The sequence below is a fragment of the Pseudomonas sp. PGPR40 genome (genome assembly GCF_022014505.1).
GTDB lineage: Bacteria > Pseudomonadota > Gammaproteobacteria > Pseudomonadales > Pseudomonadaceae > Aquipseudomonas.
Window position 1 is genome coordinate 118,609 of sequence record NZ_JAKLSP010000003.1, and the last position, 22,315, is coordinate 140,923.

27 protein-coding genes are annotated in these 22,315 nt (G+C 56.2%); 14 read left to right on the forward strand and 13 right to left on the reverse strand.

Features of this window, described 5'->3' with window-relative positions; genetic code table 11:
* Window positions 1-21: 21 nt before the first annotated feature.
* On the forward strand, window positions 22-1,689 hold the full coding sequence (locus MEB48_RS04425; protein ID WP_237882257.1) for an MFS transporter: 1,668 nt from the start codon (window positions 22-24) through the stop codon (window positions 1,687-1,689).
* A 29-nt stretch (window positions 1,690-1,718) separates the two neighbouring features.
* Window positions 1,719-2,111 carry a carboxymuconolactone decarboxylase family protein gene (locus MEB48_RS04430; protein WP_237882259.1) on the forward strand — a complete coding sequence of 131 codons (393 nt, stop codon included), beginning with the start codon at window positions 1,719-1,721 and terminating at the stop codon, window positions 2,109-2,111.
* Between the two features lie 80 nt (window positions 2,112-2,191).
* Here the strand turns inward: MEB48_RS04430 and MEB48_RS29110 are convergent, their stop codons facing one another.
* Entirely contained in the window at window positions 2,192-2,317 is a 126-nt protein-coding gene (locus MEB48_RS29110) for a hypothetical protein (RefSeq protein ID WP_269137387.1), read from the reverse strand.
* A 183-nt stretch (window positions 2,318-2,500) separates the two neighbouring features.
* On the opposite strand from MEB48_RS29110, the gene MEB48_RS04435 reads away from it, so the two are divergent.
* The 6 genes from MEB48_RS04435 to MEB48_RS04460 are packed head-to-tail and all read left to right on the forward strand — an operon-like array spanning window position 2,501 to window position 6,148.
* A complete protein-coding gene (locus MEB48_RS04435; protein ID WP_237882261.1) occupies window positions 2,501-3,139 on the forward strand; it encodes a TVP38/TMEM64 family protein in 639 nt (212 codons plus the stop codon).
* A gap of 10 nt (window positions 3,140-3,149) precedes the next feature.
* Window positions 3,150-3,533, forward strand: coding sequence for a nuclear transport factor 2 family protein (locus tag MEB48_RS04440; RefSeq protein ID WP_237882262.1), 384 nt, complete (start codon window positions 3,150-3,152; stop codon window positions 3,531-3,533).
* A gap of 56 nt (window positions 3,534-3,589) precedes the next feature.
* A complete protein-coding gene (locus tag MEB48_RS04445; protein WP_064052537.1) occupies window positions 3,590-3,976 on the forward strand; it encodes a nuclear transport factor 2 family protein in 387 nt (128 codons plus the stop codon).
* 44 nt (window positions 3,977-4,020) lie between these two features.
* Window positions 4,021-4,470, forward strand: coding sequence for an SRPBCC family protein (locus MEB48_RS04450; RefSeq protein ID WP_237882264.1), 450 nt, complete (start codon window positions 4,021-4,023; stop codon window positions 4,468-4,470).
* A 56-nt stretch (window positions 4,471-4,526) separates the two neighbouring features.
* Window positions 4,527-5,117: a flavin reductase family protein gene (locus MEB48_RS04455; RefSeq protein ID WP_237882266.1), complete on the forward strand. Its 591-nt coding sequence runs from the start codon at window positions 4,527-4,529 to the stop codon at window positions 5,115-5,117.
* Complete coding sequence (locus tag MEB48_RS04460) at window positions 5,114-6,148, forward strand: aldo/keto reductase (RefSeq protein WP_237882268.1); 1,035 nt, start codon at window positions 5,114-5,116, stop codon at window positions 6,146-6,148. Before MEB48_RS04455 ends, MEB48_RS04460 begins: the two co-directional genes overlap by 4 nt.
* A 49-nt stretch (window positions 6,149-6,197) precedes the next feature.
* On the opposite strand, the gene MEB48_RS04465 is transcribed toward MEB48_RS04460, so the two are convergent.
* The 4 genes from MEB48_RS04465 to MEB48_RS04480 all read right to left on the reverse strand — a co-directional run bounded on the left by MEB48_RS04465 (window position 6,198) and on the right by MEB48_RS04480 (window position 10,149).
* On the reverse strand, window positions 6,198-7,493 hold the full coding sequence (locus MEB48_RS04465; RefSeq protein WP_237882270.1) for an NAD(P)/FAD-dependent oxidoreductase: 1,296 nt from the start codon (window positions 7,491-7,493) through the stop codon (window positions 6,198-6,200).
* Between the two features lie 104 nt (window positions 7,494-7,597).
* Window positions 7,598-8,341, reverse strand: a complete 744-nt coding sequence (locus MEB48_RS04470; RefSeq protein WP_237882273.1) for an SDR family oxidoreductase — start codon at window positions 8,339-8,341, stop codon at window positions 7,598-7,600.
* A gap of 72 nt (window positions 8,342-8,413) precedes the next feature.
* A complete protein-coding gene (locus MEB48_RS04475) occupies window positions 8,414-9,517 on the reverse strand; it encodes an alkene reductase (protein WP_237882275.1) in 1,104 nt (367 codons plus the stop codon).
* 50 nt (window positions 9,518-9,567) lie between these two features.
* Window positions 9,568-10,149: a TetR/AcrR family transcriptional regulator gene (locus MEB48_RS04480; protein WP_237882277.1), complete on the reverse strand. Its 582-nt coding sequence runs from the start codon at window positions 10,147-10,149 to the stop codon at window positions 9,568-9,570.
* A 140-nt stretch (window positions 10,150-10,289) separates the two neighbouring features.
* On the opposite strand from MEB48_RS04480, the gene MEB48_RS04485 reads away from it, so the two are divergent.
* Entirely contained in the window at window positions 10,290-10,637 is a 348-nt protein-coding gene (locus tag MEB48_RS04485; protein ID WP_237882279.1) for a LysR family transcriptional regulator, read from the forward strand.
* Between the two features lie 108 nt (window positions 10,638-10,745).
* Window positions 10,746-11,378: a TetR/AcrR family transcriptional regulator gene (locus MEB48_RS04490; RefSeq protein ID WP_237882281.1), complete on the forward strand. Its 633-nt coding sequence runs from the start codon at window positions 10,746-10,748 to the stop codon at window positions 11,376-11,378.
* 33 nt (window positions 11,379-11,411) lie between these two features.
* On the opposite strand, the gene MEB48_RS04495 is transcribed toward MEB48_RS04490, so the two are convergent.
* The gene (locus MEB48_RS04495) at window positions 11,412-12,614 is read right to left on the reverse strand and encodes a pyridoxal phosphate-dependent aminotransferase (RefSeq protein ID WP_237882283.1); all 1,203 of its coding nucleotides are present in this window, start codon (window positions 12,612-12,614) and stop codon (window positions 11,412-11,414) included.
* Window positions 12,615-12,893: 279 nt separating this feature from the next.
* Between MEB48_RS04495 and MEB48_RS04500 the strand changes: the two genes are divergently transcribed.
* Complete coding sequence (locus MEB48_RS04500) at window positions 12,894-13,565, forward strand: NAD(P)-binding oxidoreductase (RefSeq protein WP_237882285.1); 672 nt, start codon at window positions 12,894-12,896, stop codon at window positions 13,563-13,565.
* Window positions 13,562-14,218 (forward strand): NAD(P)H-binding protein, encoded by a 657-nt coding sequence (locus MEB48_RS04505; protein WP_237882286.1) that lies wholly within the window; start codon window positions 13,562-13,564, stop codon window positions 14,216-14,218. Before MEB48_RS04500 ends, MEB48_RS04505 begins: the two co-directional genes overlap by 4 nt.
* Here the strand turns inward: MEB48_RS04505 and MEB48_RS04510 are convergent.
* Together MEB48_RS04510 and MEB48_RS04515 are read right to left on the reverse strand one after the other, a co-directional pair.
* Window positions 14,215-14,796 carry a TetR/AcrR family transcriptional regulator gene (locus MEB48_RS04510; RefSeq protein WP_237882288.1) on the reverse strand — a complete coding sequence of 194 codons (582 nt, stop codon included), beginning with the start codon at window positions 14,794-14,796 and terminating at the stop codon, window positions 14,215-14,217. The genes MEB48_RS04505 and MEB48_RS04510 overlap by 4 nt on opposite strands.
* Before the next feature lie 133 nt (window positions 14,797-14,929).
* Window positions 14,930-16,375 carry an APC family permease gene (locus MEB48_RS04515; protein ID WP_237882290.1) on the reverse strand — a complete coding sequence of 482 codons (1,446 nt, stop codon included), beginning with the start codon at window positions 16,373-16,375 and terminating at the stop codon, window positions 14,930-14,932.
* A gap of 374 nt (window positions 16,376-16,749) precedes the next feature.
* On the opposite strand from MEB48_RS04515, the gene MEB48_RS04520 reads away from it, so the two are divergent.
* Both MEB48_RS04520 and MEB48_RS04525 read left to right on the forward strand, forming a co-directional pair.
* Window positions 16,750-17,763: a helix-turn-helix domain-containing protein gene (locus MEB48_RS04520; RefSeq protein ID WP_237882292.1), complete on the forward strand. Its 1,014-nt coding sequence runs from the start codon at window positions 16,750-16,752 to the stop codon at window positions 17,761-17,763.
* A gap of 63 nt (window positions 17,764-17,826) precedes the next feature.
* Window positions 17,827-18,714 (forward strand): LysR family transcriptional regulator, encoded by an 888-nt coding sequence (locus tag MEB48_RS04525; RefSeq protein WP_237882294.1) that lies wholly within the window; start codon window positions 17,827-17,829, stop codon window positions 18,712-18,714.
* A 45-nt stretch (window positions 18,715-18,759) separates the two neighbouring features.
* Here the strand turns inward: MEB48_RS04525 and MEB48_RS04530 are convergent, their stop codons facing one another.
* The 5 genes from MEB48_RS04530 to MEB48_RS04550 form a co-directional block, all read right to left on the reverse strand.
* Window positions 18,760-19,287: a DUF1097 domain-containing protein gene (locus tag MEB48_RS04530; RefSeq protein WP_237882296.1), complete on the reverse strand. Its 528-nt coding sequence runs from the start codon at window positions 19,285-19,287 to the stop codon at window positions 18,760-18,762.
* A gap of 140 nt (window positions 19,288-19,427) precedes the next feature.
* Window positions 19,428-20,549, reverse strand: a complete 1,122-nt coding sequence (locus MEB48_RS04535; RefSeq protein ID WP_237882298.1) for an LLM class flavin-dependent oxidoreductase — start codon at window positions 20,547-20,549, stop codon at window positions 19,428-19,430.
* 47 nt (window positions 20,550-20,596) lie between these two features.
* A complete protein-coding gene (locus MEB48_RS04540; protein WP_177410650.1) occupies window positions 20,597-21,013 on the reverse strand; it encodes a carboxymuconolactone decarboxylase family protein in 417 nt (138 codons plus the stop codon).
* A 97-nt stretch (window positions 21,014-21,110) separates the two neighbouring features.
* Window positions 21,111-21,758 (reverse strand): 3,4-dihydroxy-2-butanone-4-phosphate synthase, encoded by a 648-nt coding sequence (ribB, locus tag MEB48_RS04545; protein WP_237882300.1) that lies wholly within the window; start codon window positions 21,756-21,758, stop codon window positions 21,111-21,113.
* A 44-nt stretch (window positions 21,759-21,802) separates the two neighbouring features.
* Window positions 21,803-22,306 (reverse strand): flavin reductase family protein, encoded by a 504-nt coding sequence (locus tag MEB48_RS04550; protein WP_237882302.1) that lies wholly within the window; start codon window positions 22,304-22,306, stop codon window positions 21,803-21,805.
* Between the last annotated feature and the right edge of the window lie 9 nt (window positions 22,307-22,315).

Sequence of the window (22,315 nt, forward strand, 5' to 3'; positions counted from 1 at the left end):
AAACAATATAGGTTGTGAAAAATGAAAACGACTCTTGAGTCGGTGGACTTGAAGCCCACCCAAGCTGTAGATCGCTCTACGCTCAAAGTAATCGCTGCCGCGTCCCTAGGCACCGTATTTGAATGGTATGAGTTCACCCTGTATGGCGCACTGGCGTCGGTAATCGCGATTAATTTCTTCTCCGGACTGGACACTGCCACCGGATTTATCTTCGCGTTGCTGACCTTTGCTGTCGGCTTTGTCATGCGTCCGGTTGGCGCAGTCGTGTTCGGACGAATTGGCGATCGTATCGGGCGTAAGAAAACCTTCCTCATTACCATTGTGATCATGGGTATTTCGACGGTTGCAGTTGGTCTATTGCCGACCTATGAATACGCCGGGATCATTGCACCCTGCCTCTTGATCGCGCTGCGGATGCTTCAAGGTCTGGCGCTTGGCGGCGAGTATGGCGGTGCAGCGACCTACGTCTCCGAGCACTCAACGAACCGCCAGCGTGGCCTCAATACTGCCTGGATCTCGGCTACCGGTACCCTTGGGCTGCTGCTCGCTTTCGGGGTGATCCTGGCATGCCGTTACATCAGCGGCGACGACTTCAACACCTGGGGCTGGCGCATCCCGTTCCTGTTCTCGCTGGTGCTGTTGGCGATCTCGATTTCGGTGCGCATGGGCATGGAAGAATCGCCGGCGTTCAAGAAAATGAAAGCCGAAAAGCGCCTGTCGAAATCACCGCTACGCGAAACCTTTCTGAACAAGGCCAACCTGCGCCGCCTGGTGATCGCCTTGTTCGGCATCTGTGGAGGCATGACCTGCGCTTACTACATCGCAGTGCTGTACCCCACGTTCTTCATGACCCAGAACCTCAAGGTCGACCCTCAGCAAGCCAATACCACGCTGACCCTGGCGCTGATGACTGCACTGCCGATGTTCTTGTTGGCGGGCTGGCTGTGTGACCGCCTAGGACGCAAACCCGTCCTGTTGGCGGGGTTCCTGATGTCTGCACTGTCCATCTTCCCTATCTACAAAGGCGTGGCGCTCTACGCTAACCCCGACTTGATGGCCGCGGAACAGCGTATGCCGGTGACGTTGGTCACCGACACGTCCCAATGCTCGTTCATGTTCAATCCGACGGGCACCCGCACCTTCAGCAGCCCGTGCGACGTTGCCAAGCAAGCCCTTTCCGCAACCGGCATCAGCTACGAAACCCAATCGCTGCCTGGGCAAGTCAGCGCGGTGATTAAAGTCGGCTCGGCACAGCTGATTTCTGATGGCACCGTTGGCCTCGACCCGGCGGCCGCCAAGATTCGCGTGGGTGCGCTGAAAACCTCGTTGCAGAGCCAACTGGACGAGGCGGGATATCCCCTCAAAGCCGACCCTGAGAAGTTCCAGCGCGGCAAGGTGTTCCTGCTGCTGATGGCACTGGTGTTCTGCGGCGTTATCTCGCTGACGCCCGTCGCGCCGATGCTGGTGGAAATGTTCCCGGCGCGCATTCGCTATACGTCCATGTCGTTCCCCTACCATTTTGCCAGTGGCTGGATTGGCGGACTGCTGCCAACCATCGCCTTCGCCCTTTCAGCACAGATGGGCAATATCTATTTCGGCCTGTGGTACCCGGTGGCGTGGATCGGTGTGTCGTTTGTGGTCGGTCTGTTTTTCCTGCGTGAGACGCGTGATATCGACATCAATCTCTAACCTCCCCCTCCCCTGAGCCAGGTGAAACCATGAGCAATAACGAACTGTTCGATAAAGGCTTCAAGAATCGCAAAACCGTGCTGGGTGCAGCCCACGTTGAGAAGTCCTGGTCGTCGGCGGACGACTTCAATAAACCCATGCAAAAATTGGTGACCGAGTATTGCTGGGGCGCAGTGTGGGGTGACGAGACCCTGCCGTTCAAAACCCGCAGCCTCCTCAACATCGGCATGCTCACAGCCATGAACCAACACCACGAGCTAGGCGTGCATATGAAGGGCGCACTGACCAACGGCGTGTCCGTCGAGGAGATTCGCGCAGCGTTGATGCAGGCTGCAATCTACGCGGGTGTGCCGAGCGCATTGGCGGCGTTCCGGGTCGCGACGGAAGCCATCAAAGCCTGGGACACGGAGCACAGCCGTTAAGCCTCGAAAACCAAAACGCAGCCCTCGGGTCGGGCTGCGTTGTTCGTAGTGATTACAGTGCCGCGACCTATCGACAGCGATCAAACGACATCAATTACCACCTTTCCCACCATCTTGCCCGACTCCTGCCATGTGTGCGCGACGTGTACATCGGCCAGGGAGAAGTGCTGCTCGTCCAGCGTGTTCTCCAGCAGGCCGTCAGGCATTGGTCGCAAAGCACCGTCGAACGTCCACTTCGCTTTCACCAATGCCGTCAGCAAATGTCTTGACACTAACTGTAGTGACCACTATAAAATACGTACAATACGTAGCGATCGCTACTTAAATAGCTCTCGGCGATGTACTGGACGGGAAGCGTTCCCACCGACCGAATGAATGGGGTAGGCAACGTGATAGACCTGGCCGTACACGACATCGCGCAATGGCTCGAGATTATTCGCTCGCTCGGCGTCGTCGGGATTGCGCTCTATGCCGCGATGTTTGTGGTAGGCACTGTCGCCTTCGTACCCGCCTCGATGCTCACAGCGCTCGCAGGTTTTTTGTACGGCCCGATGTGGGGAACACTCCTCATCTCGCCCGCTGGCTTGCTGTCTGCAGCGGTCGCGTTCGCCTTGGGCAGATCGCTTCTGCGCCCTTGGGTCAAACGACGCCTGGCGAATAGCCCCAAATCAGCGGCGGTCGACCACGCCATCGAGTCAGGAGGTTTTCGGATTGTTTTTCTCTTGCGCCTAGCGTCCATCGTGCCGTTCGCTCCGCTGAGCTACGGACTTGGAGCCAGCCGAATCGCACGTCGAGATTTCCTGCTGGCGACCTGGATTGGCCTGTTTCCTGGAACATTTCTATATGCGTACCTGGGCTCTCTGGCGGCTGATGTCGCACAGATAATCAGTGGCGAGGTAACGACCAATCGCTCGACTCAAGTGATGACTTGGGCGGGTTTGGTCGTTGCATTAATTGCCTTACTGACCATCGCTCGATATGCACGTAATGCAATCAACCAAGCCCTTCTTCAACCCTCTTCAAACTAGGAGTAACACCATGAGCAACCCAACTTACGTCAAAGACTACAACGCCATTGTCACGGTGCTGAACCACTACAACGAAGGTGGCAAGCAAGCCAAAAGCAGCCTCATGAAACCTGCCTTCAGCGAGCAGGCCACGATCTTTGGTGTAGATGGCGAAGGCAAGCTGACCGGGGGGCCGATCCAGGGTCTGTTCGACATCATCGACAGCGCCTTCCGCCCGTCACCGGAAGCCAAAGGTGCCATCGTCAACGTCGATATCGTGGGCACCGCTGCCAGCGCACGTATCGATACCAATGACATCTCCGGTTTCTGCTTCACCGATTTCTTCAACCTGCTGAAGGTTGATGGAAAGTGGACCGTCATCAGCAAGATCTACCACACCCACGTTGCTCCTTAACCCAACCGCTTGAACCGCGCCCCATTGGCGCCAAAACCATGCAAAGGAGTTTGACCATGAGCAAAAACATCAAAGCAGTACCCACCCAAGACTACAACGCCGTTGTCGCCGTGGCCCAGCAATACGCAGACGGCCTGCGTGCCGGCAGTCCGGAAGTTCTGGAGCAGGCCTTTCACAAGGAAGCGGTGATGTACGGCTTCACCAACGGCAAACTGTTGGGCGGTCCGATCAGCAACCTGTTCGACTTCGTCCGCACCAATGGCAAGGCCCCGGATATCAGCACACGCCTGGACGTGCTGGCAATCACCCCAACCACTGCCGTGGTACGTGTGGACATGGAAAAGGACGCGATTGGCGCCGACTACAACGATTACCTGACGCTGATCAAAATCGACGGCACCTGGAAGGTGATCGCCAAGGTTTATCACCAGTTCGAAGGCTGATCCGAGCGGCCTGAAAGCAATGCTGTTTCTTAAGGTGATGAATCATGGCAAAAGTTGAATACAGCGCCGTTGTAGACGGCGACGCCGAGCGCGTTTGGGATGTACTCAAGCGCTTCGGGAAGATCAGCCAGTGGCACCCGGCGATCCCGCAGAGTGTCATCGAAGATGGTCAGCCTGACGGTCTGGTTGGCTGCATCCGGCGGCTGACGTTGCAGGACGGCGCTATTCTGCGCGAGCAGTTGTTGTCGGTAGACGCGGTGAATCTGCAATTCTCCTACCGCTTCGTTGAAGCGCCACTGCCCGTCGACAACTACGTGTTGAGCGTGCGATTGATCCCGCTGACCGGCGAGCAAAAAACCGTGATTCTGTGGTCTGCGACTTTCGACACACGTGAGCCTGATCCCCAGGGGCAATGGACCTCGACCATCGAGTCGCTCATTGTCGGTGGGCATGAAAGCCTCCAGGTTTACCTGAACCAAACCGCCACAGCGTGAATGTGCCCTACCCCGCTCCAGCAATGGATGCGGGGTTTAATTTTTCTGGAGTTACGATGCACGACCACATTGCCGAAGTGCCGCTTGAAAAAGCCTATCGGCTGATCAACCACGGCCCCACCGTGCTGGTTTCTGCTCAACACGAGGAGACTCGAAATGTGATGGCTGCGGCATGGGCCTGTGCATTGGATTTCTCACCGCCCAAAGTCACTGTGGTGCTGGACAAGATCGCCAAAACCCGCGAGCTGGTAGAGCGTAGCGGTCTGTTTGTGATTCAGGTTCCGACCGTGGCACAGCTGCAATTGACCCGCGATGTCGGCAGCATCAGCCTGCAGGAAGATCCACAGAAGCTGGCTCATAGCGGCGTCGAGCTATTCAGTATCAGCGGCCATGACGTGCCGTTCGTGGCCGGCTGCTCGGCCTGGCTTGCGTGCAAACTATTGCCCGAACCGCACAACCAGTCGACCTACGACCTGTTTATCGGTGAAGTCGTCGCTGCCTGGGCCGACACACGGGTATTCAGCGACGGCCATTGGCACTTTGAGCGTGCGCACCCGGATTTTCGTAGCCTGCACTACATCGCAGGCGGCCACTTTTATGCGATCGGAGAGGCATTGGACGTCGCGGCAAAGCAGGACACGCAATGAACCTGATCGAGAAACGCCCGCTCGGTCAATCCAGCGTGGCAGTCAGTGCCGTTGGCTTGGGCACGGTGCAGATCGGCTATAACGGCCACATCGATTACGACCAGGCGCTGGCCATCGTGCAGTCAGCTTATGAGGCGGGTATCCGCTATTTCGACACGGCACCGATGTATGGCACTGGCCGCGCGGAATACACCTTGGGCCGTGCTATACGCGAACTGAATGTACGCAACGATGTGGTCGTCAGCACCAAGGTGGGCCGCGTACTCGACACCGGCGGTATCCCGGCTGCCCAGCGCCCGGCGGACTCAAGATGGTTCCTGCACAACCCTCACTATCAGTACGATTATACCTATGACGGATTCATGCGCTCGGTGGACCACAGCCTTGAGCGCTCCGGCCTGGATCGTATCGACGTACTCCTGGTGCATGATCTGGGGCGTGCCTGGCATGGCCGGCGCGCAGAGATTTACTGGAATCAGATCCGTGAGAGTGGATTCAAAGCACTGGACGAACTGCGCAGCACAGGGGTGGTGTCTGCCGTCGGCTTGGGTGTCAATGAAACCGAAGTGGCCGTGGAGGTTGCGCGGGAGTTCGCCATCGACTGCGCGATGATTGCCGGCCGTTATACACTCCTCAACCATGCAGCACTCAACGGGCATTTCGATGAATTGCAACGCCGCGACGTATCGATCATCGCGGCGGGCGCCTTCAATTCAGGCGTGCTGGCGATGGGTGCACGCCCCGACGCAATGTTTGATTATCGCGCCGTCCCGGCCAACATCGCGGCACGCGTGGCTGTCATACAGTCGATCTGCGCCGACCATGGTGTGGCGATGTCGGCTGCAGCGTTACAGTTTTGCGTCTGCCACCCAGCTGTACGGGCGCTGGTGTTCGGCGCTCAGTCGGTGGCGGAAGTTCAGCAGAACGTCGCAGCGTTTTCGACACGGATTCCTGGTGCATTTTGGGCACAGCTCAAGCATCAGAAACTTATTCCCGAACACGCACCGGTGCCTGGCCAAGCCCCGCGCTGACGCGCCCAGAGCGCAGCCCACAAGGCGCTGCGCTTCCCCACTCGATGATCTAGTGCAGTTTCAACCGAGGCTCGGTGCCTCGTCCGAGACGGTTACCCAACATCAGCAATGCAGTGGGCATCAGGCCGTAGAGCGCGACCTGGTGCATGCGGTACAGCGATGCATAGAACACCCGCGCCAACCATCCTTCCAGCGTCACACTGCCCGTGAGTTTACCCATCAGGTTACCCACAGCCGAAAAGCGTGACAGCGAGACCAGTGAGCCATAGTCCTTGTAGACATAAGTCGGCAGGGTTTTGCCTTCAAGCCGGGCTTGCAGGCTCTTGACCAGCATCGACGCCTGCTGGTGCGCTGCCTGAGCCCGCGGTGGAACGTTGTGCTCACTTCCCGGCTGCGGGCACGCGGCACAGTCGCCGAACGCAAAGACATCATCATCCAGCGTGGTTTGCAACGTGGGGCGCACCCTCAGTTGATTGATATGGTTAGTCTCCAGGCCATCGATGTCCTTGAGAAATGACGGCGCTCGGATTCCGGCGGCCCAGACTTTGAGGCTGGCCTCAATCACGTCGCCGTTACGGGTCTTTAGATGCCCGGCGCAGACCTCGCTGACAGTGGCATTTGTCATCACCGACACCCCAAGCATTTCCAACGCGCGATGGACGGGCTCGCTGATGCGTTCCGGCAGTGCTGGCAGCACTCGCGGTCCGGCCTCAATCAAGGTGACGTGCATATCATGCGGCTGGATGCGATCCAGCCCGTAGGCAGCCAGCTCATGGGCAGCGTTGTGCATCTCGGCGGCCAGCTCCACGCCCGTTGCGCCTGCACCCACGATCGCCACACGGATTTTCTCACCCGCATCGCCGAGCGCCTGTGCACGCAGATAGTGGTTGAGCAACTGTTGATGGAAGCGTTCGGCTTGCTGGCGGGTGTCGAGGAACAGGCAGTGCTGTGCCGCACCGACGGTGCCAAAATCATTGGTGGTGCTGCCGACGGCGATGACCAGGGTGTCGTAGTTCAAAACACGTTCAGGCACAAGCTGCCGGCCGGCGCCATCCAGAGTAGGTGCAAGCCGAACGGATCTGGCGGCACGGTCCAGGCCGCTCATGCGGCCGAGTTGGAAATGGAAGTGGTTCCACTTGGCCTGGGCCACGTAGTTCAACTCTTCAGAGTGGGCATTCAGTGAGCCCGCCGCGACCTCATGCAACAGTGGCTTCCAGATGTGTGTGAGGTTGGCGTCAACGAGGGTGATGTGAGCGGTGCCGCGCTTGCCAAGGGTCTTGCCCAAACGCGTCGCAAGTTCCAGACCGCCAGCGCCACCGCCGACAATCAAAATACGGTGTGTCATTGAAGGGTCTCATTGCTTTTACAGGGGAGACAGGACAGATCCTGTAGCGCCCAGGCACACAGCATTGCGCCGGCGCCTGGGCTGGTGGTTTCAGCGATTACTGCTTACCAATCCTGACGGGTCGGCGAAATGATCAGGTCGTTGACGGTGACGTTTTCAGGCTGATTCAGTGCGTACACCACCGCGCGACCAATATCGTCCGGCGAGATAGCAATTTTATTCAGCTCTTGAGCCGCTTTACGGCCTGCCGGGTCGGTGACTTTATCGGCCCAACCGGTGTTGATCACACCCGGGCTGACCGTGTTGACACGAATGCCGTGCTGCACGCCTAGCTCTTTGCGCATCGACTCAGTCATAGCCTGCACGAAGAACTTGGTGGCGCTGTAGATACCCGCAGCAGGCCCGACCTGATGACCGGCGACCGAATCCATATTCAGGATCTGGCCCGACTTCTGTTTCAACATGAACGGCAACACCGCTGCGATACCATGCAGGTAGCCTTTGATGTTCACGTTGATCATCTTTTCCCAATCATCGGTGGCCAGGTCGATCCAGTTGGAAAACAGCATCAAGCCTGCATTGTTGATGAGGATATCGACCGAACCGAAAGAGTCCTGAGCGAATTGCGCGAGCGCTTTCATGTCCTCAGGGTTGGTCACGTCGCTGACGCGACCCACTGCCTCACCGCCCTTGCCTTTCAGCTCGTTGACGATGGCATCCAGGCCTTGCTGGTCCAAGGCTGCCGCGACAATTCGAACGCCTTTCTCGGACAAGGCACGTGCCGATGCAGCACCCAGGCCGGACGATGCGCCAGTGATGATCGCGGTTTTATTCTGCAGATAGTTCATGGGCGTTCCTCTCGTTGGTGACTGCCCGTCTGTGCGGGCAGTTTTTGGGGTATCGCGGATATACAGCCGGGATCAGTAGTCGCCGAGCGGCCAGTCGGTGTAGCCCTTGGCGCCACCGCCGTAATACGACTCGCGCGGCGCGATGGCCAGCTCGACCCCACGACGCAAGCGCTCAACCAGGTCCGGATTGGAGATAAACAGACGGCCAAACGCTACGGCGTCGATCTTGCCTTCAGCACGGCGTTCAATAGCCATGTCCAGGTCGTAGTTGTTGTTGCCTATGAAGGACCCTTTGAACTGCGCGCTCAATGCGTCCATGTCCACGCCTTCCGGCACCTCACGCGAGGTGGCGGTAGCGCCTTCAACGAAGTGCAGGTAAGCCAGGTCGAATGCATTCAGTTGCTGGATCAGGTAGCCATACATCGCCATGACATTGCTGTCGGGCGGCGTGTTGCCGGCGTCGGGGGTTACCGGCGACAGGCGGATACCCACGCGATCATTGCCCCAGATTTTGACGATTGCCTCGGTCACTTCCAGGGTCAGGCGCGCACGGTTTTCGATGGAGCCGCCGTACTGGTCGGTGCGATGGTTGGTCGAGTCCCGCAGGAACTGGTCCAGCAGGTAGCTGTTGGCCGAGTGAACCTCTACACCATCAAAACCAGCGCGTTTGGCATTCTCGGCAGCACGCTTGTACTGCTCGATGATCCCGGGAATCTCATCGGTTTCAAGCGCTCGTGGCATCGACACCGGGACGAAGCCTTTGGTGGTGTAGGTGTAACCTTCAGCCTTGATCGCAGAAGGCGCGACCGGTGCAGCACCGCCGGGTTGAAGCTCGACACTGGAGAAGCGTCCCACATGCCACAACTGGCTGACGATCTTGCCGCCGGCGGCATGCACGGCATCCGTGACTTTCTTCCAGCCGGCAACCTGCTCTTCGCTCCAGATGCCGGGGGTGGCCGCGTAACCGCGACCTTGCGCGGAAATATTGGTGGCTTCGGCGACGATCAAGCCCGCCGTGGCGCGTTGAGCGTAGTACTCGGCGTGCAGCTCGTTGGGAATGCCATCTTCGGCATAGCGGCTACGGGTTACAGGCGCCATCAAAATACGGTTGGCGAGTTTCATCGCGCCCAGGTTGATGGGGGTGAATAAGTCGGTACGAGTGGCGTTATCTGTCATGATAGATCTCATTTAAATAGACCGGTCGTCTAGTAAGTTGATAAAAATAGCTACGATAAAAGTCGCTTTGCCAGAGTCAGGGACGTCTTAAAGGCGTCGTCGCGCTTGCCGATCTTCATCATCAACGAAGCGCCGAGCCAAACCTGATAGAGCGATTGCGCAAGCGTCGCGCTTGGCGCTGTGGACGTGATCGAACCATCGACAAGCCCCTGCTCAATACAGCGCTCCAGCTTCGCGTGGATGGCTTGCGTACCTCGGTCGAGCACAAGGCGCATGCCCTCCGAGAGATCACAGACCTCGGCGCCCAATTTGACCACCAGGCACTTGTCGGTAGGCAAGTCAGAGCACTGGGTTTGCGCCCAATACTGGAAGTAACTCAGCAACCTTTGCGCGGCGGGTGCAGAGCCCGTCAACAACGTGTCGACCGTTGCGAGGTAGTTGGAAAAATACTGTTCAAGCAATGCCTGACCAAATTCATCCTTGGATTTGAAGTAATGGTAGAACGAACCTTTCGGCACGCTCGCAGCTGCGACTACCTCAGCCAAACCTACGCCGGTATAGCCTTTGTGGGTCATCAACGTTCTGGCGATATCCAGGATGTGTTGGCGTGTTTCAGAATGATGCTTTTTCATAATGCGGCCACCCTAACAAGAAATAGACCGGTCGTCTAGTAAATTTTAGAATGGCTTCGCTTCCTATGACCAACGGTTAATGGTGACACACGCCACGGTTGAATCCGAGGCATCAATCCAACTGCGACGAGGACAATAGCTTGTCAGCCTCTCCACCCACGCCATTGTTCAACACCGCATGCTTTGCGCACTTCAACCTCAATTGCCTGGTGATCTTCGCTGCGCTTTATCAGGAAAAAAGTGTTACCAGGACGTCTGAGCGTCTTAATATCGGGCAACCCGCAGTCAGCAACAGCCTGTCCAAGCTACGGCTGATCTTTCAGGACCCACTATTTATTCGTCGGGACGGAGAAATGGTGCCCACCGAAATCGCCGATGATATTGCGAAGCGTGTGATGCCGCTCTTGAGCGGTATTGGACAGGTGCTCGAGCGGTACACCGTTACGACACCCTCTTGCACCTCAAAGCAAACTGAAACCGCAAAATGACCCAACACTCGACTCGTTCAAACCGAGAAGTTTGTTTTGTGTATCATTAGCGCAGACATCTCTTCCAGACATACTCGTCTGGCGATACGCCCCAAGGTGCTGCACTCAATGACTGACCCCATTCCACTCTCTGTTCCACGCGCGAAAGGACGCCCGCGCGCCTTCGACCGCGACCAGGCCCTGTTACGTGCTCTGGCAGTGTTTTGGAAGCGTGGTTACGAGCCGGCCTCTGTGGCGGAATTGTGCTCCGCGATGAGCATCAGCCCTCCCAGCCTTTACGCAGCATTCGGCAACAAAGCCAAGTTGTTTCTGGAAGCGGTTGCCTACTACGAGGCGACGTTCTGGGATGCCACTTGGGAGCGTATGGACACGGAACCGGACATCGTGCGCGCCATCAGCGACTTCTTCCATACCTCAGCCTTGATCCTGACAGAGCCCGAGGCTCCGTGCGGTTGTATGGTCGTGCTCGCGGCTGTCAACGTCTCCGACGATGCTGGCGAAGTCACCGCCACCCTTAAAGCCTTGCGCCAGGAGGGGCGTGACTACTTGCAGCAGCGCCTGGATCGCGCGGTTGCAGACGGTCAACTGCGCCCCGACACCAATACCCGTCTGCTTGCCGCAGCCTTGAACACATTGCTCGAAGGCATGTCACTGCAAGCACATGACGCTGCAAGCCGCGAAGACCTGCAAGGTATCGGGGCCACAGCTGTAGCGATGCTGGCCCCTTCCCTCTCTGTTTGACCGGAATCGACCTCGCAAAACCCACCGCATCATTCAAGCAAGCTGTTCGCACGCCATTCTGATGCGCTCGCACGCCTGCACCAGTAGCGCCGTGGAGGTAGCGAAAGAAATGCGGAAGTATCCTTCCAATCCAAATGCGCTCCCCGGCACAACCGCCACTTGGGCGGCCTCGAGCAGGTACTGGCAGACCTCCACATCATTCGTCAGCACTACGCCCGCCGGAGTTTTGCGGCCGAACAACGCCGAGCATGCAGGGAAGAGATAGAACGCGCCCTCCGGACGGCGACACACCAGGCCGGGTGTGTTATTAAAAGCGTCTAGGCAAAGGTCTCTGCGCTGACGAAATACTTCATTGCGCTCAACCAGAAAATCGATAGACCCATCCAGCGCGGCCACCGCAGCAGCCTGGGAGATCGCACAGGGGTTGCTGGTGGTTTGGGACTGGATGATGGCCATGGCGGCAATCAGAGATTTAGGACCGCCGGCATAACCAATGCGCCAGCCCGTCATCGAATAGGCCTTTGAAACGCCATTTACCGTCAACACACGATCGTGCAACGCCGGTACCTGCGAAGCCATGGTGGTAAATATCCAACCGTCGTAGCTCAAGTGCTCGTACATGTCATCCGTCAGCACGTAGACATGTGGATGTTCCAACAGCACGGCGCCCAACTGCTCGAGTTCTGTAGCGCTATAGCCAGCACCGGTCGGGTTGCTTGGCGAATTCAAAATTAGCCATTTCGTGCGCGGCGTGATCGCCTGCTGGAGTTGCTCGGCGGTGATCTTGAAATGTTGATGAGCCGCGCAAGAGATTTCCACGGGCGTGCCCCCTGCCAGGCGCACCATGTCCGGATACGACACCCAATAAGGTGCAGGAATGATGACTTCATCCCCGGGGTTAAGGGTGGCCTGCAGCGCATTGATCAGCACCTGCTTTCCGCCGGTGCCGACACTGATTTCGTCGGTCGCGTAGGTGATCCCGTTTTCACGCTGAAACTTTCGAACGATCGCCGCTTTGAGTTCGGGAGTGCCATCCACATCGGTATAGCGGGTCTGGCCTGCATCAATCGCCGCTTTAGCAGCCGCGTTGATGTGATCAGGGGTCAGAAAGTCCGGCTCGCCTGTCGATAGGCTAATGATATCGACCCCGTTGCGGCGCAGTTCTGCCGCCTTGCGCGTGATCGCCAGCGTGGGTGAGGGTTTAACCGCTTTCAGCAGATTTGCAAGCAATTGCATGGCCCACTCTTTCAGCTTTCGTTGATAGTGCATGAATGCTAGCGGCGCGGAGAGAACAATTAAAACAATATATATGGATGTAAAAAATCAATTTTCTTTATGCATGGTTCTCCGTTGCTTGCCCCTGACGCGGTGTTAGTTGCACAGCCGTGGCCAGAATCAAACGCGTCCGACGCTTGACAATTTTTGTAGTGATCAATATAGAATATGGTTCGGCATGCATTTGCAATGCTCGCTTGAGCGGGCCATTTGTGAAACATCGCCTGATCTGGAGGAACTATGAATTCAGTTTTTATCGTCGGTGGTTCGGGCAAAGTCGCTCGTAGCCTGGCCCAACAACTGGCGCAACGGGGTCACCAGGCACGCTCGTTATACCGCCATGCGGAACAAGCCGAAGGGCTCAAAGCACTCGGTGCCATCCCCGTTGCCGGTAATCTGCTTGACCTGGATAAAGAGGCGCTAGCCAAGCTTATGGCAGGCAGTGATACCGTCGTGTTCGCGGCGGGTGCCGGCGGTAAAGGCGGCGCGCAGATGACGGATGCCATCGACGGTCACGGCCTGGAACTGTCCGTAGCCGCGGCTCGATTGGCGGATATTCGGCGCTTTATTCTGATTTCGGCGTTTCCAGAAGCATCGCGTGGCGAAACGGTTTCCGAGACATTCGAAAACTACATGGCTGTGAAGAAGCGCGCCGACGTGCACCTCGCGGCAAGCGAGCTTGACTGGGTCATCCTGCGCCCCGGCACGTTGCTCGACTCGCCTGGCACTGGCAAGGTCCGCGCCGGCCTTGCCATCCCTTATGGTGATGTACCGCGCGAGGACGTTGCGGCAGCCTTGTTGCAGATTATTGAACAGCCGGGCGTGAATCGCGTCATCATCGAGCTGACACAAGGCACTACACCGGTCGAGGAGGCTATTCAGCAGTTTGATCAGGATTGGCGTCAGGCATGAACCAGCCGACAACAATCAAGCTGCTACTGGTTGGTGCGAGCGGACTCGTCGGCCGTCACGTCTTGGATTTAGCGCTATCGGACCCGCGCGTCAGCGTGGTCTATGCGCCGACGCGCAAAGCGCTGGCGGCGCACCCCAAACTCATCGCCACCCTTACCGATTTTGAGCATCTGGATGAACAGGCGAAGCGATGGCAAGCGGATGCGGTGATCTGCACCCTTGGCACCACGCTGAAAACAGCAGGCTCCAAAAAAGCGTTCGAACGGGTCGACCATACGTATCCGTTGGCATTGGCCCGGTTAGCCCGCGATCACGGCACATCGGCCTATGTGCTCAATTCGGCGATCGGTGCCGATGCCGGGTCTTCATTTTTCTACAACCAGGTCAAGGGCCGCCTTGAGCAGGATCTGGCGAAGATAGGGTTTGAATCGCTGACTTATGTGCGGCCCGGTGTCATCGGGGGCAAGCGTGAAGAGGTGCGCCGTACCGAGCGCGCACTGATCCTCCTGCTCAAGCTTGCGTCGCCGCTGTTACCAAAACGCAGGCGTCTGAACCCACCAGAGCTTATCGCTCAAGCGTTGCTGGAAGCCGCGATTAATCAGGCCCCGGGCGTACATGTTGTTTCGTCGAGCAGCATGACAAGGCCCGTTTAAGCCAACAAGCGTCGACTCATCTCAAGCGCCGCGTCAAAGGGCTCGCGGGTCCGGTTGACCTTCACCAGCAACGAGGCGCCCAACCACATCTGGTAGAGCGCTTCAGCCAGCATCGCGGCGTCAACGGACGCGCCGACAGAGCCATCGGCTTTGCCCTGCTCAACACAACGAATCATCCGCTCGATGATCAGGGCTGTCCCTTTCTCGAGCACTCCACGCATGTTTTCGGACAGATCACACACTTCCGCGCCCAATTTGACCATCAGGCATTTTTGATCAGTGTGATCAAACGCCTGTGTCTCGGCCCAATAGCGAAGATAGCTCAGCAGACGTTCGGCGCCGGCGCCCTCACTGGCCAACTGCACATCGACGCGCGAGAGGTACTCTTCGAAGTACTCTTCGAGCAGCGCTTGGCCAAACTCGTCCTTGGAACGAAAGTAGTGATAGAACGACCCTTTAGGTACACCCGCGGCTGCGAGCAGCTCGGTAAGGCCGACGGCGGTGTAACCTTTCTGGGTCATAAGCGACCTCGCGACATCAATGATGTGCTGGCGCATGTCTTGGACGGGTTTCTTCATAATGCGGCGCATGCTAGCAAAAAAATCCTCAAGCGTCAGGCGCCCGGTGGAGCGCCTGACGCTCTCACATGCTTTGCAAGGAAGCAGTTCGATGCGTCAAAAACGGCCTATCAGGATCGGGTTGCCAGGAAACTCAACCCACCTGTTTCAACAGCGCAAACCTTGCAGGGCTCATCACCTTCATCATCAAGGCGGCGCCACAGCCCACGACAAATGAAACCATCACAATCATTTCCATGATCGAGGCCGCAAGCCCTGCATTCTCACCACCAACCAGCGCGGGGAGATTCTGGACCGCCACGATCAGGCAAGCGACCAATCCGAGGAAACCGCCAGTGGGTGCTACAACGGTGTTCCAAAAAGGATGCGGCGTGTCACTTCTTCTGAAATACACCAGTACCGAAATACACGTCAGAGACAGGATTACCATGTAGCCCAAGGTTCCTGCGGTCGCGCCCCACGCATAGATCTGTGTGACCGGGTCCATCCCGATCAGCGCGCAGACAGCAACCGCCACCAGCGACAATGTTGTTTGCAGAACAGATGACACAAAGGGCGAGCCGTGCTTCTGATGAACACTGCCCAACTTCGAATGCAGCACACCAAAGCGACCGAGTACATATTGATAGCGAACGACGATGTTATGCAGCGACAACACGCATGCAAATAAACTAGTCACCAGCAAGACCTGCATCACATCCACAAAAGCTTTATTGGTGAACCGCTCCACCATGGTCAAATACATATCGCCCGGGTGATCGGTTGCTTGCTGTACCACTTGTGATAACCCAACGCCATTCACCTGGCACCACATCGACACCGCGTAGAACACCCCAATTACAAACACAGCGATATAAGTGGCCTTTGGAATGGTCACATTCGGGTTCACCGCTTCTTCGCGGTACACCACCGTGGACTCAAAGCCCGTGAAGCAATAAATCGCGAACATGATCCCCAATCCTGGCGAGCCGGACAGTATCGTTGTCGCCGAAAACGGCTCCAGCGCATCCGGGCCGATACTGCCGTTGCCGATAATAGCTGCGTCCACCACCAACACGATGAAAATTTCCAACACCAACGCCACGCCCAGAAACTTGCTGCTTAGCTCAATTTTTTGATAGCCCAGGACTCCCACCAGCGCGGTGATAGCCAATGCCAGAATCCACCAAGCGATATTAATCCCAAGTGTGGTCAGCAATAGCTGCGACAAGGCGAAACCGATATAAGCCTCCAATGCCACTAGGATCATAAAATACGAGATCACTGCCATCGTCGCCGAGCCCAACCCGACGGATCGGCCCATACCTTTTTGAATGTACGAATAGAATGCCCCGGCGTTGGTGATGTATCTCGACATGTAGATAAAACCTACACTGAAGAGAAACATGATTACGGTTGCAACCATTGCATCAAAAGGCGCCGCCGCCCCGTTGCCCATGGAGATAATGAGCGGCGTATTGGCAACCATCACGGTCAATGGCGCGGCCGTTGCAATCACCATTAGCACGATGGAGGTGACACCTAAAGATCCGGACAATCCCGCTTTTTGATTAGTTATGCCTGACTCTGCACTGTGCATATTCGCCCCTAGGATATTATTGTTCCAGCAAGGAGATCACTGAATATCTACGACGTCCCTGACGATCCAGTAAGTTCGCAACTGTCTAACTGGCAAGTGAAGCGATTCGCACAAAAACAATATTTTTGATATGCATACTCGCCGAAGTGACAACTTGCGTCGTCTTTATTGTTGCTCGTACACAAAATTTTTCGCTATCAAATATCGGCGCGTGCTAACTCCGAACATGAGTTTTTTAGCACGCACCAAAAGGGAGAGCGCGCGCTCCATAGCGGTGCGCTTCCAGGTTATTTATTTCATCTAAATAGTTCAGTGCAAGCGCCAATCTGGAACAAACATTGCTGCACCAACGATAAACTTCGGAGGCTTTCGTTATGCGCCGTGACCCAGATATCGTATTCCCGCTCAGCACGCTTCCTAGAGTGGCGTGCGAGCAATCAAATGATCCTTTTCTTCAATCGAGAATTCTTCCTGATTGGATGCAGGATTACACCCAACTCTCCTGCGGTAACTTCGAAGGCGGTATAGCGCGCGCTTCTCTTGGACGGGTCCAGGTATTTAGAGAATGGATCAATCAAGCTATCGATCAACGATCAGTCGCTGATACCGATATCGTAATGATCGGGGTCACCTTGCATCAAGGGACTTGCTCCTGGCAGAACAAGGAGATGCGGGCCGACTCGTTATTCATCATGCGCCAAGGCGAGGAAGCCCGTTTCTGCGCGACGGCCAAATCCGACATCCTTGCTGCGACCATTGACGCGTCATTCCTGAACACTCTGTCCCATGGCCTTTACGGAGTAAGTGCGGATCGCTTGGTAAATGGCGCCTGCCTGCTCACAGGCGATACACAAGGGATCGCACGATACAAATCATTGCTGCTTTCAACGCTGGGGGCTGCCGTGGCCCGGCCAGACTTGATCGATAGCGAAGACACACGCTTGCAACTCTCTGAGGACGTTACCGTCGCGGCGCTTGAAGCCATGGGGAGCCTATCTATTACGCCCTCATTTTCGCCAAGAGATCATCGAGTTCATCGAACGATGGTAGACCGGGCGCGATCATTTGTTCTGAGCAATCCCACAGCCAACCATTCAGTGGAAGCCTTGTGCGAACATTTGCACATGAGCAGGCGTGGACTTCACAGCGCATTCATCCAGGTGGTGGGCGTCAATCCCTGCACCTATATCCGTCAGGTTCGCTTGCACGGAGCTCGCAAAGATATCTTGAGCGGTGCACCTTCAGTGTCCGAAGCTGCCATGCGCTGGGGGTTTTGGCACTTTGGAATGTTTTCTCGATATTACAAAAACCAATTCGGCGAGTTACCTTCTGAAACGCACCGCAACCCGCCACGTGTAGGGATGGGAACCTGGCCCACATTGGCCTGACGGAGTGCAGGAGCGAAAAAAATATAAATGTATTTTCAAGTCAAACATAATTAATATTTGCGCATGATCAAAGAACTGAAAACACTTATCGCTGTGGCGAGGGAAGGTACTTTTGCTGCAGCGGGCAGCAAGATAGGCCTAACCCAAGCCGCGGTCAGCGCACAGATGCAACGTCTTGAAGCGGAGCTTGGGGTAGAGTTGTTCGACCGCCAAGGACGTTCGGCCCAACTCAATCAGATGGGACATCAAGTTCTATTGCAGGGTCAGGAACTGGTGCGTCAGTTTAAAAATCTAGGCACAAGCACGACAGGCCTTCCTGCCAGCACCTTGGTTACTATCGGGGCAATCGCGTCTGTTCAACGCTCTTATTTACCCGACGCGCTCGCTGAATTTCATCAGCGCTCCCCGCAGTGTCGGACACGGGTCGTACCTGGCCTTTCGATGGAACTGGTGCATCAGGTTGATTCGGGGGAAATCGATATGGCCGCGGTCATTCGCCCCCCCTTCTCTCTCCAGAGCGATCTACGATGGACAACCTTGGCTCGCGAGCCCTACCGACTGATCGTCCCCGCTGATATGCCGGGAGATGACTGGGCTGAGCTGGTATCGACCCAGCCCTTCATCCGCTATGACCGCTCGTCATTTGGTGGACGTCAGGTTGATAGGTTTTTGCGGCAAACCCACGTTACTTTGCATGAAGTGTGCGAACTCGATGAGCTGGATGCGATCATCAAGCTTGTTGCAAATGGCGTCGGTGTCGCCTTGGTACCGGAAACGGCCACCCGCACGGAGTGGCCTGCCGAAATACGTCCAATCGACCTGAAACAGAGGACATTCCATCGCGATATTGGCTTGGTTCATCGTGCACGCCGCAGCCTCAGCGAGCCGGTAAAGTTATTGGCTCAACTGATCATCGATCAGACAGTGAAGAAGCATCAGCCCCACGCGTAGATAAATCATGTCTGGTCTGTTAGAGGCCTGGAGGCAAACAGCCGTTTAGGTGTCAGTTTTACTCGTACGAGACAGCGTCCACCGCCCGTGATCATCCAGGAACTTGCGTCCCGAATGATTGATGAAACCCAACGCTATCCCAAGACAAAGCGTGACCATGATGTAAAACCACTTGTCCGGTCCAACAAAGAACGTACAAGCAACGGCACCGAACATCATTGGAATGTTGGAAAACATACCCCACGGGGTGAACAGCAAGTGCGTAGCGCACAGCGCTATCGTGACGAGGCCAACCGAAAGTGCCGACGCAACCATCGGGTGTATGCCCTGATGTGAAAATAGCGAATCGAGATAAATAAACACGCCCCCCCAGACCACTCCCGCTACCGCGCTAAGGCAGGCGTCGGTGAATTTATCGGCTCGCGCGCCACCCGTTAAATAGATAGGCAACGCGACAAACGTACACGGCAGCGCACCCAATAAGCCGAGCGGGCTCATCAAATACAACAGCACATAGAGCCCGACGGTAATCCCAATCCACACGCTTAAGTTCAACGAAAATCTAGTCGACATCCTATTCCCTCCTGCAACATGCTTATTATTGTCTGTTGTGCATCAGGCGTTTCTGGAAAACATCGATTTGTTGTTCTTCGCATTGGCAGACGTCAGCCAAGCTCCATCGATATTGGAGCCTGGCCTCGTTGACTCAACACTCAGTTACGCAGACCTGCCTGCTTGAGCAGCGGCATTACCCGCTCATTGAAAAACGGCAGTTCTTCGTTGTAATCAACCATGGTCAACAACGTACCGTCGACCCCCGTTTTCTTCAGGTCGATCAGCCCTTGGGCCACTTGCTCAGGCGAACCAATCAGTGGATAGCCGCCCCAGCCCGCAATAAAGCGTTCCTTGAACTTCGCGTACATCTCTGCGGAATGGTTTTGCGATTGGACCTGCAGCACGTCGGCCAGATTGTCGCACGCCACCCGGTCGCCCTTCTCTTTGACGTAGTAGTCGTAGTATTCACGCGCCTCCTTTTCCGTTTCTCGCACAATGACCGGGCACGACGTGAAGGTTCCCAACTCCCGGCCAAACTTGGAGCGGGCCAGGTCTTTGACATGTTTTACCCAGGCAGCGCCTTTTTCCATGTCCTGCATGAAACCGAAGTTGAAATCACAGTGCTTGGCGGTGAAATCCAGGCCTTTACCCGACGACCCTGCGCAAATCATCACCGGGCGCCCTGCCTTGTTGTAAGGCTTGGGCTCCATGACAGCATCTTTGGTTTTGTGGAAGTCGCCGTTGTAGTCCACGCCATTACGCGCCCACAGCGCCGCGACGATATCCATCCACTCATCAGCGTATTCATAGCGCTGGTCGTGCTCCATCATCTCCCGCCCAAACATCTCCATTTCCGGAGTAAACCAGCCGGTCACTAGATTCAAGCCGAAGCGGCCCTTGGAGATATGATCGATAGTGGTCGCCATTTTAGCCGCGACGATCGGGTGAATAGTGGGCACGTGGGTGGTGGAGAAAAACTGTAGTTTGGTGGTGACCGCTGCCATAGCGGCAGCCCATGTAAACGTCTCCATGTTGATGCCGTTGAAGTTTGTCACACCACCGAACCCACGCCAGCGCGCGATAGGCACCATGCATTCCCAACCCGCCACTTCCAACTGCTGGGCGATTTTTACGTTATGCTCGAAGGTAGGCTCAAAGGTGGATTCGGCAGTGGTGATCGCACAAGCGTTTGAGCAGTTGGTTCCAAATACACCCAGTTTCAGCGCGTTATCGTTGAACATTGGGTTGCCGGTTTCGTGAAAACGTTCCTGCATGTCCATTTCAGATTCCTCTTTTTATTGTTGTTAATGCTGGGAAAACCCTGGAATTACACACCCATGTCGTCAAAGACTTCCTGCGCCAGGCGGAAGCCATCAATGGAAGCCGGTACACCACAATAAATAGCTACTTGGAGCAGCACTTCACGAATCTCCTCTTTGCTCAAACCATTGTTGATCGCGCCGCGCACATGCAACTTCAATTCGTGGGGACGGTTCAGCGCCGAAATCATGCCCAGATTCAGGAACGAGCGCGTGCGACGGTCCAGCCCCGGGCGATTCCAGATGGCGTCCCAGCAGTACTCAGTGACCAGTTCCTGTACGGGCCAGTTGAAATCACTGGCCTTGGCAATGGAGCTATCAACGTAAGCTTCACCCAGCACTTCCCGGCGGGTCTTGAGGCCGTCATGGAAACGCTCGGAAAGTTGGCTGCCATCAGGCGAAGTGATTTTTGCTTGGCTGTTCATTTCATCTTCCTCGGGGTGAGTTAATACCTTGGCGACCTTATGACTGCCTACACAGTCATCGCGCTAAAGTGTTGCGGTTAAAAAATCAGATGTCGTTTTATGCCACCAGACAGGGTCTTACTTGTTTGGCTCGCACCGCATTCGCGGCTTTCCACACAATCAAATCTGCAATCGAAATAATGATGAGTCCGTTGTGCTGCGCAAACTTTTCTAGGTCTGGCCGACGGGCCATGCTGCCGTCGTCCTTGAGGATCTCGCAGATCACGCCGACCGGTGACAACCCCGCCAATTCGGCGAGATCCACAGCCGCTTCGGTGTGACCGGCGCGCGCTTCAACCCCACCGCTGCGCGCGATCAGAGGGAAAATATGTCCAGGCCTTGAAAGTGACTGCGCTGTTGTATCAGCCGCCGCGAGCGCCCGGAGTGTCAAAGCGCGTTCGGCTGCCGAAACCCCGGTGGTAATCCCTGCAATCAGATCCACCGATACGGTGAAGGCGGTTTTCATCGAATCGGTATTGCGCTCCACCATCAGCGGTAATTCCAGCCGGCGCGCAAAGCGCTCGGTCATCGGCGCACAGACGATCCCACGACAACGGCTGACCATAAAAGTGAGCGCTTGCGTCGTGGCGAATTCCGCAGCCATCACCACATCACCTTCGTTCTCGCGCCCCTCGTCGTCCACCACGATAACCATGCCACCTGAGGCGATCACTTCCAGTGCTTTCTCAATCGTTGCGAAGCCCATAACAACCTCTACTGAACGCTGACGGTCTAACGACCCGGGACACATCACTTGATAGCGGCGGATCTGGCGAAGCGCCCGTCTTCGTACAACAGCGGTGAAATATCCACCCGGGTATCGACCCAAAGTACCCGGCCAAAAATCACATCGTGAGACCCGATGGTGGCGACTTCACACACCTCGCACACCAACGCTGCCTGCGCATCGGCCAGCACCGGCACGCCGTGCTGCTCCACCCATTGACCGTGTTCAAAACGCTCCTGGCCTTTGAGCTGGCCACTGAAAATCGGTACCAGGTCGACATGGGAAAGGTGAAGCATGTTGACTGCGAAGCGTCCGCTCACCTCCAACGCCGTACTGATCGAGGCAGAGCGATTGACACACACCAGGATAGTGGCGGGGTCGGCAGTCACTGATTGCACGGCCGTCGCTGCCATGCCGAATGGCTGGCCCAGATGGCGCGTGGTGATAAGCGAGATGGTCGAAGTCAAGCGACGCATCGCTTGCTTGAAGTCGTTAACGAGTTCTTGTTCTTGTTTTTGTTCTTTCATGTCTACCTC

What these genes read in the sequence shown, in the direction of transcription:
- MEB48_RS04425 (WP_237882257.1), top strand. Translation starts at nt 22, where the DNA reads ATGAAAACGACTCTTGAGTCGGTGGACTTGAAGCCCACCCAAGCTGTA.
- MEB48_RS04430 (WP_237882259.1), top strand. Translation starts at nt 1,719, where the DNA reads ATGAGCAATAACGAACTGTTCGATAAAGGCTTCAAGAATCGCAAAACC.
- MEB48_RS29110 (WP_269137387.1), bottom strand. Translation starts at nt 2,317, where the DNA reads ATGCCTGACGGCCTGCTGGAGAACACGCTGGACGAGCAGCACTTCTCC.
- MEB48_RS04440 (WP_237882262.1), top strand. Translation starts at nt 3,150, where the DNA reads ATGAGCAACCCAACTTACGTCAAAGACTACAACGCCATTGTCACGGTG.
- MEB48_RS04445 (WP_064052537.1), top strand. Translation starts at nt 3,590, where the DNA reads ATGAGCAAAAACATCAAAGCAGTACCCACCCAAGACTACAACGCCGTT.
- MEB48_RS04450 (WP_237882264.1), top strand. Translation starts at nt 4,021, where the DNA reads ATGGCAAAAGTTGAATACAGCGCCGTTGTAGACGGCGACGCCGAGCGC.
- MEB48_RS04455 (WP_237882266.1), top strand. Translation starts at nt 4,527, where the DNA reads ATGCACGACCACATTGCCGAAGTGCCGCTTGAAAAAGCCTATCGGCTG.
- MEB48_RS04460 (WP_237882268.1), top strand. Translation starts at nt 5,114, where the DNA reads ATGAACCTGATCGAGAAACGCCCGCTCGGTCAATCCAGCGTGGCAGTC.
- MEB48_RS04465 (WP_237882270.1), bottom strand. Translation starts at nt 7,493, where the DNA reads ATGACACACCGTATTTTGATTGTCGGCGGTGGCGCTGGCGGTCTGGAA.
- MEB48_RS04470 (WP_237882273.1), bottom strand. Translation starts at nt 8,341, where the DNA reads ATGAACTATCTGCAGAATAAAACCGCGATCATCACTGGCGCATCGTCC.
- MEB48_RS04475 (WP_237882275.1), bottom strand. Translation starts at nt 9,517, where the DNA reads ATGACAGATAACGCCACTCGTACCGACTTATTCACCCCCATCAACCTG.
- MEB48_RS04480 (WP_237882277.1), bottom strand. Translation starts at nt 10,149, where the DNA reads ATGAAAAAGCATCATTCTGAAACACGCCAACACATCCTGGATATCGCC.
- MEB48_RS04490 (WP_237882281.1), top strand. Translation starts at nt 10,746, where the DNA reads ATGACTGACCCCATTCCACTCTCTGTTCCACGCGCGAAAGGACGCCCG.
- MEB48_RS04495 (WP_237882283.1), bottom strand. Translation starts at nt 12,614, where the DNA reads ATGCAATTGCTTGCAAATCTGCTGAAAGCGGTTAAACCCTCACCCACG.
- MEB48_RS04500 (WP_237882285.1), top strand. Translation starts at nt 12,894, where the DNA reads ATGAATTCAGTTTTTATCGTCGGTGGTTCGGGCAAAGTCGCTCGTAGC.
- MEB48_RS04505 (WP_237882286.1), top strand. Translation starts at nt 13,562, where the DNA reads ATGAACCAGCCGACAACAATCAAGCTGCTACTGGTTGGTGCGAGCGGA.
- MEB48_RS04510 (WP_237882288.1), bottom strand. Translation starts at nt 14,796, where the DNA reads ATGAAGAAACCCGTCCAAGACATGCGCCAGCACATCATTGATGTCGCG.
- MEB48_RS04515 (WP_237882290.1), bottom strand. Translation starts at nt 16,375, where the DNA reads ATGCACAGTGCAGAGTCAGGCATAACTAATCAAAAAGCGGGATTGTCC.
- MEB48_RS04520 (WP_237882292.1), top strand. Translation starts at nt 16,750, where the DNA reads ATGCGCCGTGACCCAGATATCGTATTCCCGCTCAGCACGCTTCCTAGA.
- MEB48_RS04525 (WP_237882294.1), top strand. Translation starts at nt 17,827, where the DNA reads ATGATCAAAGAACTGAAAACACTTATCGCTGTGGCGAGGGAAGGTACT.
- MEB48_RS04530 (WP_237882296.1), bottom strand. Translation starts at nt 19,287, where the DNA reads ATGTCGACTAGATTTTCGTTGAACTTAAGCGTGTGGATTGGGATTACC.
- MEB48_RS04535 (WP_237882298.1), bottom strand. Translation starts at nt 20,549, where the DNA reads ATGGACATGCAGGAACGTTTTCACGAAACCGGCAACCCAATGTTCAAC.
- MEB48_RS04540 (WP_177410650.1), bottom strand. Translation starts at nt 21,013, where the DNA reads ATGAACAGCCAAGCAAAAATCACTTCGCCTGATGGCAGCCAACTTTCC.
- ribB (WP_237882300.1), bottom strand. Translation starts at nt 21,758, where the DNA reads ATGGGCTTCGCAACGATTGAGAAAGCACTGGAAGTGATCGCCTCAGGT.
- MEB48_RS04550 (WP_237882302.1), bottom strand. Translation starts at nt 22,306, where the DNA reads ATGAAAGAACAAAAACAAGAACAAGAACTCGTTAACGACTTCAAGCAA.